The sequence below is a fragment of the Enteractinococcus helveticum genome, assembly GCF_001657475.1.
Classification (GTDB): domain Bacteria; phylum Actinomycetota; class Actinomycetes; order Actinomycetales; family Micrococcaceae; genus Yaniella; species Yaniella helvetica.
Genome location: NZ_LXEY01000019.1, coordinates 61,239 through 77,152 on the forward strand (window position 1 = coordinate 61,239; position 15,914 = coordinate 77,152).

Here is a 15,914-nt window from a genome sequence, read left to right on the forward strand (position 1 = left end):
ATTTATCAGAATGTGAGACACTGTGAGCCATCTGTCGAAGCTATTTTGGGCACTGGTCATGTGGATCGTGGCTGGGATAGTCATCACATTGCTCCACGAAACACCGGCCTGGAGCATGAAGATCTTTCTTTGGGTTGTCACTGACGAGCTGACGCCGACCGGGGTCTTGGCGTCCACAATCATCATGTTGGTCCTGATAATCCTCTATGTGGGCGTCATGGTGCGCGCTTGGATACTCAAAAATCGCTTCCACTTGGGACAGTTGGTCGTCGGCGGTACCTTCGCAGTGGTGATGTACATGATGAACCTGTTGCTGAAGAACAGGTACGAACGAATCAGGCCTTGCCACCACATAGAAGTGGCAACTGAGTGTCCGCTGATCGGTAATTTCTCGTACCCTTCGAATCACACGGTGATCGCTTTTGGTTTGGCAGCGGGGCTGGCCTTCGCGGTGCCGAGGCTAGCGTATCTGGTCTACCCGCTGGCCATGGTTGAAGGGATTGCTCGTGTCATTGCGGGACATCACTATCCTCATGACGTCCTTGCTGGAGCCGCGCTGGGCATGTTCGGTGTGCTGGGTGCTTTGATGGCAACCCAGTTTGTAGTGTTAGCTGTTGTTGGTGACAAGGACTCTCGCCGACTGACTTCCGATGCTGATTTCCGTCAATGAGGCTAAAACCTCAAAATGGAACCTCGCGGTAGGTAAAAATGATTCAGCGAGCTGGTAGCGAAGCAAGTCAGAGGCGTGTCGCTAGAGAATCATGGCCGCACGGGACGGCCTGAATTTCTCCTAAGCTAGGTCAGCCTGTGGGTGCTTTGCGCCAGGATCACGGTGACAGCAACTGTTCTCGATGTTTTATGGAAAGTGTCCACCCGAACTCTGCAGCAGACAGCGATTAGATTTGCAAAATTGCGCGGGCAATCACAAAGTAAATGATGAGGCCCGTTGCATCCACGAATGTCGAGATAAAAGGGTTGGAAAACACAGCGGGGTCGACTCTAATTGCGCTAGCAATCGTGGGCATGACACCACCGACACAGGCAGCTACGGTGCAGATCGCCAACAGCGTGAGCCCAATGACCACACCGACATTTAGCGCGAAGAAAGCCCACGCAATCAAAAACCCGAGTGCTCCCAACGCGACCCCCAGCATGAACCCGGTGCGTAATTCGCGGGTGAATACTCGGAGAATATCGCGAGGCTGAATATCATCCAAGGCCAGCGCACGAGTCACTGTGGTGGCCGCCTGGTTGCCAGTATTGCCGCCAATGCCAATGAGCAACGGCACAAATAATGCCAACACGCTGACTGCCTCGAGCGTTTCTTCAAATACTGCCATGACTTGCACGGTCAGGGTGGCACCGATAGCCAAGACCAAAAGCCAGGTAAAACGGCTACGGACAAGGCGCGAGACCGGCGTGGAAAGATACGGTCGACGTAGTGGTTCAACACCACCTTGGCGGGACACATCTTCGGATTCTTCAAACTCGAGAATCCGTACGGCATCGTCGAGGGTGAAAATCCCAACCAGGCGTTCCTCATGGTCCACAATTGATACTGCAAACTGCCCACGCCGTGCGGTGCGTCGGGCCACCACCTCTTCGTCTTCGGAAACCTCTGCTGTCATGGTTGGCTCCATTAAGGTTTCCACGAGTTGGGCGTCGTCGGCGCCCAAAAGTTGTCGCAAACTCACGGCGCCCACAACTCGTCGACCCGAATCGATCACGGGCAGATAGTAGACATTTTCTACGGTGTCTAAACGTCGTTGAACTCGATCGAGTCCTTCAGCCGCGGTGTGCCAGGGTCGCAATGTCACAAACTGTGGACTCATCCGGCGGCCAATAGAATCTGCCGGATAGCCCAATAAAGTAGATGTTTCTTCGCGTTCGTCGTCATCAAGGCCGCGCAACAAACGGGACGCTACCGTAGCGGGAAGTTCGTCGAGCAACCAGACGCGATCGTCCGGAGCGAGCTGGTTAAAAAGGTCCGTGGTGTCGTGTTCTTGAAGGGCATGCACCAGGTCACTTTGTAAAACTGGTGAAAGTCCTTCGAAAACACGCAGCGCCAGGTCCTTATCCAACAACCGGTAGACGATAGCTCTGCGCTGGTGGCTGAGCCGTTCAAATATTTTGAGAAGTTGGGCCGGTTTCAGCAGGTTGATCTGCCGGGCGACCGTCGTGAGATGCTCTTTGTGGAGGGCGTCCGTGATCGAGCTGATGAGCTCTTGGATGTCTTGGGATTGGGTAGTAGCCACAACAATCACTTTCGTTAATGCGTCGCGGGAAGGTTTTCCGAAATATGGATTGCTGGAGCACTACACATGGGTGGCGGTCTCAACGGACCTCAACCTGATTACTCACGTGACGCGACAACTAGGTGAGCAAAATGGGTGGCGTCCAGCACGGTACTAGAACATAAACTGTCGTCCATCGTGAAGGACACCTCCCTTGACAGCTTGATCCCGACGCTTGGCACCGCGCGCTCGGGAGAGACATGTTGGCGCTTCTTCACCATAACATCGTAAATATTGCTGTCGAATCTGACCTTGAGGTTCGTGACGCTTTATGGCCGCCCCACATGAAGCCGTGACCCAGGCCATTTAGGGTGGAACCCAATTGCTGAATCGAAGGAGCTTTCTTGCCGTATAAAGAATCCGAACGCGTGGCCCAGGCCGCCTACGACAGTCAAGACGCCGGTGCGTTCTACTCTCAAATTTGGGGTGGCGACGATATCCACCTGGGCATGTATGCATCACCGGATGAGCCGATTGCCGAGGCCAGCCACCGCACCATGCAGCACATGATCGACAAGATCACCCAAGGCTCGGTCGATTACGTGGTTGATCTAGGGTCCGGGTATTGCGGTGCCGCACGATTCCTACACCGCGAGCTGGACGCCGACGTGCTGGCCGTGAACCTCAGTGGCGAGCAAAACGTGCGCGCTCGTCAATTGAACCAGCGGGACGGACTGGATGAACCAATTACCGTCGTCGATGCCAGCTACAACGAAGTGCCTGCCGAGGATGCCGTCGCGGATCTGGTGTGGTCCCAGGATGCATTTTTGCACGCGATAGACCGCAAACAACCGTTAGCTGAGGCAGCGCGGGTGCTGAAACCAGGCGGAGAGTTTCTATTTACCGATCCGATGGCCGCCGATGGTGTGAACCCCGCTGAACTGTCGGGTGTGTTGGCACGGTTGAACCTCAGCTCGCTTGCCTCACCAGGTGACTACAAACAGCTTGCTGCAGAGGTCGGCTTCGAGGTTGTCGAATTCGAGGATCTAAACGAATACTTGCCGCTGCACTACGGTCGCGTGCTTGAAGAAACTCAAGCTAACGCTGAGGAGCTGTTGAAAACCGCAAGCCAACAATACTTGGATGGCATGATGAAGGGTCTACAGCACTGGGTTGATGCTGGAAACCGCGGACTACTGTCCTGGGGCATCTTCCACCTGCGCAAACAAGGATAGCGCTGGGCTAAAGCCAACCGTTTTGCTGTGCCACTCGGGCCGCCTCGGTCCGGTTGGTCGTCTGGGTTTTACCGATCGCCGCTGACAGGTGATTACGCACCGTCCCGGCCGACAAATGCAGCCGCGCAGCGATGTGTTTGACTGAAGCGCCGACCAGAGCTTCACGCAGCACATCGCACTCGCGGTCCGTTAGCGGATTGGTACCAGCGCTCAAGGCCTCGGCGGCCAGCACCGGATCGACCGCCCGCCCACCGGCGTGTACGCTGCGAATGGCCTCAGCCAACTGCTCGGCAGGCGCATCTTTGACCATGAATCCGCGAGCTCCGGATGCCATGGCGCGCTGCAAATATCCGGCACGACCAAACGTCGTCAAAATCAGTATCGCGACGTCGTCACCATAGGCCTGGTTGATCTGACCGGTTGCGGTGATGCCGTCGACGTCGGGCATTTCAATATCCAACACTGCGACATCAATGGTGTGTTCGCGGATCGCATCGACCACCCCGGTGCCATCGGGCAGCTGGGCTACGACGTGCAGATCATCTTCCAGGTTCAACAGCGCGGCCAACCCGGCGCGGACCAGATGCTGGTCATCGGCCAGCAGGATGCGAATGGTCACAGTCTCACCTCAACACGGGTCCCGGGTACTAAACGCATGAGCTTCAGGGTACCGCCGGCCGAGACGACGCGGCGCTGGAGTCCAGCCAAACCGTGGTGGTCTGCGGGGTTGGTGTCGAAGATGCCCACGCCGTCGTCGTCAACGCGGAGCAACATCCGCCCGTCGCATTCGGTAAGGGTGATGGTGCAGGTGGTGGCGTGGGCGTGGCGAATCACGTTGGTTACGGTCTCGCGGATGACCCAGGCGAAGACCTGTTCTTGGACCAGCGTGAGCCGGGGCAGGGCATCGGGGCGGTCCAGTGCGATGCCGGCTGCGGTGAGGGCCTGTTCACAGTGGGCGAATTGTTCGGCAAGATCGGGGTGTTGTAAGTCGGTGACGGCGGTGCGGACCTCGGACAGTGAGCTACGCGCCAGGGATTCGATGTCGGCCAGTTCAGTCTTAGCAGCGGCCAGGTTGGTGTCGATCAGGCGCTGGGCGAGCTGGACTTTAACGGTGATGGTGGTCAGAGAATGACCCAGCACGTCGTGGACGGTTGCGGCGAGCTCCTCGCGCTGGGCAGCCAGAGCCAGTTGTTCGGAACGGTCTTGCTGCGTGGCGCCCATTTCCATGCTGATGCGGATGAAGATCATGATGATCGCCGGGGATGCCACCGAGGCGATAAACCAATTGCCGTAGTCGTCCAGGTTGCCAATCGCTACGATGGCAATCGCACAGAAGAAGAGTATGACGACGGCGATCAGGCCCACGGCGATGCGGTGGTTGAAGATCCAGGTGGCCATCAAATACGGCACAATGTTAATGATCGCCGTTGGGGTTACCTGGGCCATAATGATCCCGAACACCACTAGAACTGCCGTGTAGACCAGGGTGTTGCCGGTTCGGTTGAAGCGGGCGATTGGTTCGGGGTGCAGGAAGTTGCGCAGGTAGACGATGAGGAAGGCCACCAGTGCGGCCCAGCCGGCAACTTGGGCTGGTAGCGGGGCGGTCGTGTTGAGGAATCCGATGACCGTCCAGGCCATAAAGACCAGCCATACCCCGGCGGTAAACACGATGGCCCGACGCTCCGGTGGTGTTGCAGGAGCCTCGGGCAGGTAGCCGCTGGTGGTGTATTTGGCCAAAGTGCGCATCGGGGTTAGCGGGTCGTCCTGCGCCGTGCACCCAGCAGGCACAGGATGCCAAAGATCGCCGTCCATGCACCAATATTTGCTATCAGTAGCCACATGGATTCAAATTCTACCGGGGCACCGGCTTCACTTGGGACGATCAGGCCCTCGGTCTGGGGCCAGCGGGCGAGCATGGCGGGTCCGTAGAGCGGGGTAAATTTGGCGATGTCTAAGAGCACGCCACCCAGCGGAATGAACAGATTGCCAAAGAAACCGAAGATGACCAGGAAGCCAGAGGCCGCGCTGACGGCGGTTTCGGAGCGGAACAACAGCGCGAGCGCTAGGCCATAGAGCGAGAACGGAACGGCGACCACTAAGGACAGGGCGGCGGAACCGATCCAGTGACCAAACGAATCGAATTGCGCGCCGCTCATGAGGCCAACGACGTAGACGACGAGGATGGGGCTGATGGCCATGAGCAGGGCTGTGAGCATTTTGCCCACGATGTAGTTGGCATCGGTCAGACCGGTCATGTTCAGTTGGCGGCCCCAACCCATCGAACGTTCCACGGCGGCCGAACCGGCCATCGAAGTCGTGGCCATCACGGCACCGTAGACGGCCATTGATGTCATCACATAGGCTGACACGTTGCCCTCACCGGCGGGTTGGCCGCCCTGGTCCATGGCCACACCAAACATCAGATACATGGCGGTGGGCAGGATGACGACGAAGAAGGTTGCATCGGCCATGCGGAAGTTGCGCCAGAATTCCCAGGCCACAAACTGTAACAGGATCTCGCCCGGAGTTTTTCGTGGCTTGGTCAATGTTGTAGTCATGATGCGACCTCCTGGGAATCTTGCGTCATGGTGAAGAACGCTTCTTCGATACCGGGTTGGACAATGGTCAGATGACGGATCAGCCCGGCAGACAGTAGACGTTCGGCGATCCGGTCGGTATTTGGCGTGGTGATCTGGATGCGATGCAGTTCGGAATTGTAGGTGATCTGGTCGCGCGAGACACCAGCGGTGGCGGCCCACTGGAGCGGATCGGTGTCGCTGATCCACTGTGCGGCCAGTTTGCGTTGCAGCCCGGCGGTCATGTCGTCGACGCTGCCATCGGCCACGATCTGGCCTTGATTCATAAGCACGACCCGGTCGGCGTAATCATCGGCTTCGCGCAGATAGTGTGTTGCAAACACGATGGTGCGCCCGCGTTGGGCCTCGGCGTGCATCGTGTCCCAGAAGTCTTTGCGTGCTGTGGCATCCAGTCCGGCGGTTGGCTCATCGAGGATCAGCAACTGCGGGTTGGTCAGCAGTGCCAGGGCGAAGCGGAGGCGCTGTTTTTGGCCGCCCGAGCATTTCTTGACCTTGCGGCTTGCGAATCCGGTCACCCCGGCGCGCTGCATCACGTCGTCGACGGGAAGATGCTGGTGGTGGCAGGCGGCAATCATTTTGATGGTCTCACCGATGGTCAGGTCATCCAGCAGCCCGCCATCTTGCAAGACCGCTCCGATATAGCCCTCACTGGCCGCGCGTTTGGGTGGCATGTCGAAGACTTTGATCGAGCCACGACTGGGCTCGGTGAACCCCAGGACCATATCTAACAGGGTGGTTTTGCCGGCTCCGTTGGGGCCAAGCAGGGCCAGTACTTCGCCCGAGTTGATCTTCAGGCTGACATTGTTGACGGCCGTGAGGTCTCCGAATCGTTTCGTGACTGCTGCAATGCCAATGGCTGGGGGAGAGGCTGAAGTATTCATGCTTCAATTCTTCCGTACCAGACCCCGCAGCGGAACAGCCATGCATCATGACTTCGCCATGACAGATGTCATGGTTTACCACGTGGTGCGCGCGTAACTGCGTTCGGTCGTAATGCGAATGACGACGGTCACCACCAGCACCACGGCTGCGGCAAGCAACGCGGCCCAGAAGATAATGGATGATTCGAATTGCCCTTGCATTCGGGCAATCGCCAACCAGGTGAGACCCCAGCCAATGGCCAGTGCCGGCGCGATCCGGCCGCGTGAATAGACTGCGAGCACCAAACCGATAATCAACACGACCGCGATGATGGCTACACCAGCCCATTGCCACCCGGGGAAGGTGTGCACCCCAAAGGTTGCGACCCAGGCGGCGATATTCGCCGTCGTCGCAACACACACCCAGCCCAAATACAGGCCAAAGGTGCCGTCGGTGAGCAGGGCATCGGTTTTGGTGTGCGTGCGGGTTTTGCGCAGGATCATTTCAATGCGAACCAGGACGATCAGCAGCACAAGGATAACCAACACACTGCCCCAGAGGACACCGGCTTGCACCACTGCGATCCAGGCGGCGTTGAGCACAGCCGACAGCGCAGTCCAGGGGCGCAATTGAGCGTGGCGTTCGGCGTGACGGGAGCCCTGCCGTTGGGCGGGTAACAGCTGATAAATCGCGTACCCGAAAAGCCCGGCGTAGATGATGCTCCAGATACTAAAGGCAGGCCCGGCGGGAGCCAACGGCGTGGCATCTGCAGACAGCGCGCCGTCGGCGGCCTGATTGATGGGCGTGCCACCGAGTGCGCCACTGCCGAGGAACGCCAGCCCGATCGCTGCGAGGATGGCGAACACCGTGAGAATCGGCATGAACCAAGAGTGCACTTTCTGTTCCATCGGTTCTCTCCTATCTAAAGGGTGCCATCGAGTGATCAACAGCTAGTATAGTTAGCCAAGCTAGTAGCTTGAGTCACCATGGGTGCAGGTTTGAAGCCCATGACCTCTAGTATCGTGCGCTGCCGCCACCTACTATTTGATCAGGAGGAGCCATGCGCATCCAGGCCCAATTGACCCCGGACGCCGAATCCGACAAAATATTTGCAGCGGCGATCGATCAACGCCTCGGCCAGCTGTTGGACGCCCAAATCCAGGGTGCAGCCACCCCGAATATGGCCAAACTGTGGCGCCGGATTAGCCAAGCCATGCAGGGCGGCAAACGGACCCGGCCAATGCTGGTGAACCTGGGCTACCAGGTGGTCAGCGACGACGCCGATCCGCGCACCATTGAAATTGGGTGCGCTTTTGAACTGTTGCACACCGCACTGGTAATGCACGATGACATCATCGATCAGGACTTTATTCGCCGCGGCCACCCCACCTTGTCGGCCCATTACCGCGATGCCGCCCTGGCACAGGGCAAGTCCACGGCTGCTGCCGAGCATATTGGCAATGCTGCGGCCCTCTTGGCCGGGGATGCGTTGATCGCCGCCGCGATCCAGGTGCTCACTACCGCGTGCACGCAGCTGGCCAACGGAGAGCAGATCATTGAGGTCTTCCACGCCGCGATCCAACATTCGGCGGCCGGGGAATTCGACGATGTGCTGTTTTCCGCCCACCTGGAATCCGCGACCCTGGACGACGTGCTGTGCATGCACCGGCTCAAGACGGCTGCCTATTCGTTTGAAGCACCACTGGTGAGCGGTGCTCTGCTTGCCGGCGCCAGTGACGACGTCGTCGGGCAGTTAGGACGTTTTGCCAATCTCCTGGGCAGTTGTTATCAAATTATCGACGACGTGCTTGGCACATTTGGTGACGAAGCACAGACCGGCAAACCCAATGACTCGGATTTGCGCGAGGGCAAAATGACCGTGCTGATCGCGCTGGCCGAGGCCATTGAGTCAGCGGCGGTGCAAGGCTGGCGCAACGGTGAGATCAGCAATGACGCGATGCGCGCCCTCTTTGTCAGCCACGATCTTGAAACACAGGCTCGGCAACTGGCCGAGGAGTGTTGTCACCAGGCCCGTGTGCAACTGGCCGCGCTGCCGCTCCGAGCAGAAGTGCGCACCACATTCCGACGTCTCATTGATGATCTGTTGCGAAGGACCCACTAATGAAACACCCCACCGCACTGCACCGATATACCACCGCGGCAGTGGCCAGTTCCGGCAAAGTCATTGGTGAGTATTCGACGTCGTTCGGACTGGCCTGCCGATTTTTGGGAAAAACAACCCGGCGCGACATTGGCAACATCTATGCGCTGGTGCGCTTGGCCGATGAAATTGTCGACGGCGTAGCCCAGGAAGCCGGACTGGACGTCAAGGCCACCGCCGTAGAACTTGACCGATTAGAAACCCAGACCGAGGCCGCGTTGACCACCGGCTACAGCACGAATCTGGTGGTGCACGCGTTTGCGACGACCGCCCGGAAACACGATATTTCCACCGAGCTGACCCGACCGTTTTTCCGGTCGATGCGCGCTGACCTGTACCGACAGCAACACACCGAGGCCAGCCTGCAGGAGTATATTTATGGTTCCGCAGAAGTGGTGGGCCTGATGTGCCTGGCGGTGTTCCGCAACATGCCGGGCACGGATACCAGCGACGACGAGTTATTGGTCACCTCGGCCCGACGACTCGGAGCGGCGTTTCAGAAGGTCAATTTTTTGCGCGACCTAGCCACCGATTACCAGTATCTGGGGCGCTGTTATTTTCCCGGGGTGAATCCCCAAGATTTTGGGGAGGACCAGAAACGCGAGCTGGTGGCCGAAATTCGTGCGGATCTTGCGGCGGCAACCCCGGGCATGCGAAAGCTTGATCCACGGGCCCGACTCGGCGTAGAAATGGCCCACCGGCTGTTTAGCGAACTGACCAACACCCTGGATCAACGCCCGGCCTGTGAACTACTGTCCGGTCGGGTTCGGGTCAACAATACGCGCAAACTAGCCATCGCCGCACAAACCGTATCCACCACATTGCTGAAGAAAAATAATTCATGACCATGCAGGACCACACCAAACCCAACGCCATCGTGATCGGCGCCGGCGTGGCAGGCCTGGCCACCGCCGGACTGCTGGCACGCGACGGCTACGACGTCACCGTATTTGAAAAAGAACCCCGAATCGGCGGCCGGGCGGGCGTCCTAGAGGATCAGGGCTTCCGCTGGGATATGGGCCCCTCCTGGTGGCTGATGCCCGGGGCTTTTGAACACTTCTATGAACTGATGGGCACCACGGTTGCACACGAACTGGACCTGGTGACGCTCAACGATCCGGCGTTCCGCATGTTTACCGAAGGCTTCCCACCACTGGATGTCTCAACCGGCCCGGCCAATATCATGGCCCTGTTTGAACAACTGGAGCCCGGTGCTGGGGCGGCCGTTGAGAACTATCTGACTGAGATGGGCACCGACTACGGGCTGGCCATACAACAGTTTTTGTATACCAACTTCACTGAATTGCGCGGCCTCACCAGTCCGGAAATCATGCGACGTCTGAGACGGCTGGCCCAAAAACTCACCCGAACCCTCGAATCGGATGTTGCGACCCAATTTAGCGATGTGCGCCTGCGCCAGCTGCTTACCTATGCTGCGGTGTTTTTGTCGTCGGCACCGAATATCACGCCGGCGTTTTACGGGATCATGAACTACACAACCCTGGTTGAAGGGGTGGCCTATCCGATGGGCGGGTTTAGCACATTTGTGGATTCGCTCTACCGCTTGGCGGTGGATGCCGGAGCGCGCATCCACACCGAGACGGCAGTGGAACGCATTCATCACACCGGCTCGCACCGACGACGCCGGGTCGCCGGCGTCACATACCGCAATGCGACCGGGCAACACCGGTTGATGGCCGATGTAATCGTCTCGTGTGCCGATCGCCACCACACCGAAACTCAATTGGTGTGGGACGCTCGTTCGGCGCGACCCAAATACTGGCAGCGCGCCAACCCGGGCATGAGTGCCGTGCTGGCCTATCTGGGTGTTGAGGGAGACCTGCCAGAACTGGCGCATCACTCGTTATTCTTTAGCGCCGACTGGGACGCAGATTTTGACGCCGTCTTTCCGCCCTCCGACCGCCCGGAGCGCAGTGCGTTTTCCAAATCCTTCTACGTTTCCCGTGCTTCGGCCACCGATCCGAGCGTTGCACCGGAAGGCTATGAGAACCTCTTGATTCTGGTGCCGGTGCCCTCGATGACCAATGGGATCCTGGGCAGTCTGAACCACAGCGAAGACCCAGAGACCACCGCGATCGTTGACCAGGCGGTTGCACTCATCGCTCAACGTACCGGCGTTGCCGATTTGGCCGAGCGCGTCGTCGTCAAATACACGATGGCAACCGGGGATTTTCAGGACATGTTCAACGCCTGGCAAGGTAACGCGCTGGGGCTGGCCCACACCCTGGAACAATCCGCATTTTTCCGCGGTTCCAATGCCTCCAAATATCTGGGCGGCCTGTATTTTGCTGGAGCGACCACCGTGCCGGGCGTTGGGCTACCGATGTGTTTGATCTCGGCGGAAAACATCGTCAAACGACTGCGCAACGACACCACGACCTCGCCCATGCCCACCCCGCTGCAACCCAGCGCGGCACCGGCGGCACACAACCGATAAGGAAAGGACTCATTATTGGCTCAATACGAGTACCTCATACTCATGGCCGCCTGCGTGGCGATCACCCTGCCCCTAGAGTTTGTGCTGCGGGCCCGGGTGTATCGCCGGTTACCGCTGATGCTGCCCACGATCCTGGTTGTAGTGGTCGCCTTCGGCGCCTGGGACCTACTGGGTATTGCGCGCGACCACTGGACCTATAACCCGGAGTTTGTGACGGGCATTCAGTTCGGGATGATCCCGCTGGAAGAGATCGTGTTTTTCATTGTCATCCCGCTGTGCGCACTGCTTAGCTATGAGGGCGTGACCACCGTGTTGAACTTTTTCAAACGCAAACGCGCCGAGAAGGGGGCTGGCGATGCTGCCTGAATATACCGTATTGACCGTGATCGGAATGATCGTCGTCGTCGTGCTGGAACTATTTGTGGTGCGCAGCGGGATTTTCCGCAAACCCGCCTACTGGATTGCCCTGGCAATATGCCTGGGGTTCCAAATCCCGGTGGACGGGTGGTTGACCAAACTGTCGAATCCGATTGTGATCTATAACCCAGAAATGATGTTGGGCATGCGATTCCCGTGGGATATTCCCATCGAAGATTTCGGCTTTGGTTGGGCCATGCTCACCGTGACGATCATGGTGTGGCAGGCGCTGAAAAACCGGCGCGCCCGCACAACCCAGGAGGTTGCCGCAGATGTTCCTGGCTGACGCATTTACCACCTCGGCACGGCGCTATGACCTGCTGACCAAACTCAACCCCGGGTATCGGCGTGAATTGCGCAGCGCGACCCGCACGCTTGCCGAACTGCTCGAGGCACCAACCGGACGGCGCCCGGTCATTTGGGATCTGGGCTGCGGCACCGGTCTGAGCACCCAGGCCATTTTGGAAACCCTGCCGGATGCGCAGATTGTTGGGGTGGATGCCTCGGCCGGGATGTTGGAGACCGCACGAGCAAAATCCTGGCCCGCCGGCACCGCATTTGTACTGGATCGGGTGGAACACCTGGCCGCTAACTCGGCGCCAGCACTGGCCGACGCCCCCGACGGCGTATTTGCAGCGTACCTGTTGCGCAACCTGCCCGAAGCCGAGCGCACCGCGGCGCTGGCCCGCATTCGTACGCTCATGAAACCCGGCAGCCCGTTGGTGCTGCAAGACTATTCGGTAACCGAATCAGCGTGGGCCCAAGCCAAATGGACGGCCGTGTGCTTTGCGATCATCATCCCGCTGGCCGCCGCCACCGGTGCCCAAATAAGCCTGTTTACTTACCTGTGGCGCTCGGTGCTGCGCAATGACGCAACCCAAACCGTGCTCCAACGCCTGGAACACGCCGGTTTTGAGCGTGGCACCGTCAGCACAGCACGCGGGTGGCACCGCAAGGTTTTACACACCTACGTGGCGCGCAATCAAGGACGACGTACATGACCCGAACCACTCAGTACCACGCCGTGCCCAATGCGCCGCGGGATCCGCATGCCGAACGCCTCATCGCCCACCGCGGGCACGACCGCATCGAATCTGCACGTTCAGTTGCCGTCGTCGGGGGAGGCATCGCTGGGCTTGCCGCGGCGACAGGACTTGCAGAGCGCGGCGTTGACGTCACCATTTTCGAATCCGCACCACAGCTGGGTGGGCGTGTCCGTTCCTGGCCGCTGGGCGACGGGCGCAATATGAGCCGCGGGTTCCACGCATTCTTCCGTCAGTACTACAACCTGCGCGCCCTGCTGCGCCGCACGGATCCAGCATTGGACCGGCTGGTGGCCGTCACCGACTACCCGCTACAAACCAACACCGGGCTGACCGATTCCTTCGAGTCCATTCCGCGCACCCCGCCGTTGAATCTGGCGGCCTTTGTGCTGCAAAGTCCCACGTTCCCACTCGCCGGGCTGGCCAAGGTCGATCTCCCTAGCGCCTTTGAACTCATTGACCTACAATTCCCCCAGAGCCTGAGCCTCTATGACGGCGAGTCGGCAGCCGCATTCCTGGATCGGCTACGCTTCCCGCACGACGCCCGGCACCTGGCACTGGAGGTGTTTGCGCGCTCGTTTTTTGCCGACCCACATGACTTTGCCGCCCGCGAGCTAGTCACCATGTTCCACACATATTTCACCGGCTCAGCCGAGGGGCTGCTGTTCGATGTGCCGGTCGATGATTTCAACACCAGCCTCTGGGACCCACTCGGCGACTATCTGCGCGATGCGAGCGTGACAATTCACCTGGACTCCCCGGTTGATGCGCTGCACCAGACCGAACGTGGCTGGCGCGTGAGCACTAGTGTGGGCACGGAACCCTTTGACGCCGTCGTGCTGGCCGCCGACCCTCGCACCAGTCGTGGCCTCATCGCGGCCCTGGGTGGTGAAACCCAGCAACTAGTCGACCTGCAAGCCCGGGCCGCGCGTCGGACCAACGCCCCGGCGTTTGCGGTGCTGAGATTGTGGATGTCGGACACGGTTCGTCCGGATCGGCCCGCGTTTTTGGGGACCAGTGGGTACCAGCTGTTGGATAATATTTCGGTGCTGGAACGCTTTGAAGCCACCGCCGCAGCATGGACCCAAACCCACAATGGCTCTGTCCTAGAGTTGCACGCCTACGCCGTCGACGCCCCGGCCGATCCCAATTCGCTGCAGGGCCAGGCTATTCGCGCAGCACTACTGGCCGACATGCGCACGGTATTCCCCGAGACCCACGACATGGAGATCCTCGCCGAGGAATGCCTGCTGGAAGATGACTGCAGTCTGGCCGATGTGTCCCCGTGGCAGGACCACCCAGAAGTGACCACCGGCATCAACGGTCTGGTGCTTGCCGGCGACTGGATCCGCGCGCCACTGCCGGTTGCGCTGATGGAACGCGCCGCAACCACCGGTTTGCTGGCGGCCAATGAACTGCTGGCCGGCTGGAACGTCACCGGCCACGACCTGTTCTCCCCGCCCCGTCGCGGCCTGCTGCGCCGCAGCGCACTGGGTCGGGCGGTCCGCAACATCGTGCAGGCCAACGGTGCCCGATGACCAAACCCACCGGCTGCCCCGCCCATTCCGCGGCAGAGTCCAGTGCACGTAAAGCCACCAAACCCGGCGATAAACCCGCCGGGCGCGTCACCAAACACGGCACCATGTGGCGCATCGGTTCGCTTGCCGCAGCCAAAGACGTCCTGCTGGCCCGCCGAGAAACCATTCAGGCCGGCTTCACCGCCGAATACATCCCGCGCACAGTCTTCCGCAACCACCCGATTCTGATCTCCGACGGCCCCCAACACGACGAACAACGTCGCAACGTCGCCCGCTTCTTCGCACCCACCGTCGTCGCCGCCCGCTATAGCGACCTGATGACCGCCGTCGTGAACAAAATTATTGCCCAAACCCAGCGCACCGGCACTATCACCGTCGATGAGGTCGCGCTGTACTACACGGTCGAAGTGACCGCCTCCATCGTTGGCCTTACCCACGCCAAAGTCCCGGCACTGGCCCGCCGGTTAGAAAAATTTTTCCGCCAGCCACCCCTGGACCGTGCCAAACCCCGCCTCGGGCGCCCCAACCGCCAGTGGATGGCCGCCGCTGCCAACGGGCTGGGCCCCATCGACGGGCTGCTGGTTTTCGACGTCCTGCCCGCCGTGCGTTCGCGGACCAAAAACCCGCGCGAGGACGTCATCAGCCACCTGATCGAACAGCGCTATAACCTGGCCGACATCCTCGTTGAGTGCGTCACCTACGGGACCGCTGGGATGGTCACGACCCGAGAATTTATCACCATGGCCTGCTGGCATTTGCTTGACGACGACGCCCTGCGCCAACGCTACCTCGCCGCTGCAGAAGACGAACGACTCGGGATGCTGGCCGAAATTATCCGCTTGGAGCCACCCGTGGGCCACCTGTATCGTCGCGTCACCCAAGACTTCACCGCGACCGACCGCGACACCGAATACGGCTTACAGACCGGGGATTTAGTCGACCTGGATATCCGCCAGACCAACGCCGACCCTGATGCCTTCCCGGCTGCTCCTCTGCAGCTGTGCCCGGGACGCGATCGGGCCAAAGGCGTCCACGATGTTGGACTCAGCTTCGGTTTTGGCGCCCACGGCTGTCCGGGCCAACCGCTTGCCTTACGGGAAACCGATGCGCTGCTGCACCGGCTCCTTGCGCTACCGGTGACGAGGATGAGCGAACCGGCTATCAGCTGGGATGATCTCATCGAAGGCTATAAGCTCCGAGGTCTCACCCTGCACCTGAGGCAGGGCGTGCCGCTTCCGTAATGCAGCCCGCGCGTATGGGAATCTTCACCACGACACTCCCTAGCTCTGGCCGGGTACTCACTGGGCACTATGGCCTTTAAAGGTCTTTAAATGGGAACAGGGTAGGAGTACCATTAAGTCACAGCGAGG

16 protein-coding genes are annotated in these 15,914 nt (G+C 59.6%); 10 read left to right on the forward strand and 6 right to left on the reverse strand.

All coding sequences use genetic code 11. The annotated features are described in order from the left end of the window. Nucleotides 1–22 precede the first annotated feature (22 nt). On the forward strand, nucleotides 23–670 hold the full coding sequence (locus A6F49_RS08405; protein ID WP_052504883.1) for a phosphatase PAP2 family protein: 648 nt from the start codon (nucleotides 23–25) through the stop codon (nucleotides 668–670). Between the two features lie 226 nt (nucleotides 671–896). Here the strand turns inward: A6F49_RS08405 and mgtE are convergent, their stop codons facing one another. After that, entirely contained in the window at nucleotides 897–2,255 is a 1,359-nt protein-coding gene (gene mgtE, locus A6F49_RS08410) for a magnesium transporter (protein WP_082911699.1), read from the reverse strand. A gap of 383 nt (nucleotides 2,256–2,638) precedes the next feature. Between mgtE and A6F49_RS08415 the strand changes: the two genes are divergently transcribed. Next, nucleotides 2,639–3,469, forward strand: a complete 831-nt coding sequence (locus tag A6F49_RS08415) for a methyltransferase domain-containing protein (RefSeq protein ID WP_043058071.1) — start codon at nucleotides 2,639–2,641, stop codon at nucleotides 3,467–3,469. Nucleotides 3,470–3,476: 7 nt separating this feature from the next. On the opposite strand, the gene A6F49_RS08420 is transcribed toward A6F49_RS08415, so the two are convergent. The 5 genes from A6F49_RS08420 to A6F49_RS08440 all read right to left on the reverse strand — a co-directional run bounded on the left by A6F49_RS08420 (nucleotide 3,477) and on the right by A6F49_RS08440 (nucleotide 7,835). Then, nucleotides 3,477–4,088, reverse strand: coding sequence for a response regulator transcription factor (locus A6F49_RS08420; RefSeq protein ID WP_043058072.1), 612 nt, complete (start codon nucleotides 4,086–4,088; stop codon nucleotides 3,477–3,479). Continuing rightward, nucleotides 4,085–5,215, reverse strand: a complete 1,131-nt coding sequence (locus tag A6F49_RS08425) for a sensor histidine kinase (protein WP_052504884.1) — start codon at nucleotides 5,213–5,215, stop codon at nucleotides 4,085–4,087. The genes A6F49_RS08420 and A6F49_RS08425 overlap by 4 nt, the downstream gene beginning before the upstream one ends. Nucleotides 5,216–5,220: 5 nt before the next feature. Further along, entirely contained in the window at nucleotides 5,221–6,027 is an 807-nt protein-coding gene (locus A6F49_RS08430) for an ABC transporter permease (protein ID WP_043058073.1), read from the reverse strand. Further along, nucleotides 6,024–6,947: an ABC transporter ATP-binding protein gene (locus A6F49_RS08435; protein WP_043058074.1), complete on the reverse strand. Its 924-nt coding sequence runs from the start codon at nucleotides 6,945–6,947 to the stop codon at nucleotides 6,024–6,026. The genes A6F49_RS08430 and A6F49_RS08435 overlap by 4 nt, the downstream gene beginning before the upstream one ends. Nucleotides 6,948–7,022: 75 nt before the next feature. Continuing rightward, complete coding sequence (locus A6F49_RS08440) at nucleotides 7,023–7,835, reverse strand: tryptophan-rich sensory protein (RefSeq protein WP_082911685.1); 813 nt, start codon at nucleotides 7,833–7,835, stop codon at nucleotides 7,023–7,025. Between the two features lie 152 nt (nucleotides 7,836–7,987). Between A6F49_RS08440 and A6F49_RS08445 the strand changes: the two genes are divergently transcribed. From A6F49_RS08445 to A6F49_RS08480, 8 genes are read left to right on the forward strand one after another with little or no spacing between them, the layout of a single operon-like run. Beyond that, on the forward strand, nucleotides 7,988–9,049 hold the full coding sequence (locus tag A6F49_RS08445) for a polyprenyl synthetase family protein (protein ID WP_052504885.1): 1,062 nt from the start codon (nucleotides 7,988–7,990) through the stop codon (nucleotides 9,047–9,049). Continuing rightward, complete coding sequence (locus tag A6F49_RS08450; RefSeq protein WP_043058075.1) at nucleotides 9,049–9,933, forward strand: phytoene/squalene synthase family protein; 885 nt, start codon at nucleotides 9,049–9,051, stop codon at nucleotides 9,931–9,933. Before A6F49_RS08445 ends, A6F49_RS08450 begins: the two co-directional genes overlap by 1 nt. Then, complete coding sequence (gene crtI / locus A6F49_RS08455) at nucleotides 9,930–11,546, forward strand: phytoene desaturase family protein (RefSeq protein ID WP_235604921.1); 1,617 nt, start codon at nucleotides 9,930–9,932, stop codon at nucleotides 11,544–11,546. Before A6F49_RS08450 ends, crtI begins: the two co-directional genes overlap by 4 nt. Nucleotides 11,547–11,561: 15 nt before the next feature. Next, nucleotides 11,562–11,912 (forward strand): lycopene cyclase domain-containing protein, encoded by a 351-nt coding sequence (locus A6F49_RS08460; RefSeq protein ID WP_043058076.1) that lies wholly within the window; start codon nucleotides 11,562–11,564, stop codon nucleotides 11,910–11,912. After that, on the forward strand, nucleotides 11,902–12,249 hold the full coding sequence (locus tag A6F49_RS08465) for a lycopene cyclase domain-containing protein (protein ID WP_043058077.1): 348 nt from the start codon (nucleotides 11,902–11,904) through the stop codon (nucleotides 12,247–12,249). Before A6F49_RS08460 ends, A6F49_RS08465 begins: the two co-directional genes overlap by 11 nt. Next, on the forward strand, nucleotides 12,236–12,964 hold the full coding sequence (locus A6F49_RS08470; protein ID WP_043058078.1) for a class I SAM-dependent methyltransferase: 729 nt from the start codon (nucleotides 12,236–12,238) through the stop codon (nucleotides 12,962–12,964). The genes A6F49_RS08465 and A6F49_RS08470 overlap by 14 nt, the downstream gene beginning before the upstream one ends. Continuing rightward, nucleotides 12,961–14,544, forward strand: a complete 1,584-nt coding sequence (locus A6F49_RS08475) for an FAD-dependent oxidoreductase (protein WP_043058079.1) — start codon at nucleotides 12,961–12,963, stop codon at nucleotides 14,542–14,544. Before A6F49_RS08470 ends, A6F49_RS08475 begins: the two co-directional genes overlap by 4 nt. Then, nucleotides 14,541–15,785 carry a cytochrome P450 gene (locus A6F49_RS08480; RefSeq protein ID WP_067605718.1) on the forward strand — a complete coding sequence of 415 codons (1,245 nt, stop codon included), beginning with the start codon at nucleotides 14,541–14,543 and terminating at the stop codon, nucleotides 15,783–15,785. Before A6F49_RS08475 ends, A6F49_RS08480 begins: the two co-directional genes overlap by 4 nt. Nucleotides 15,786–15,914: the final 129 nt, after the last annotated feature.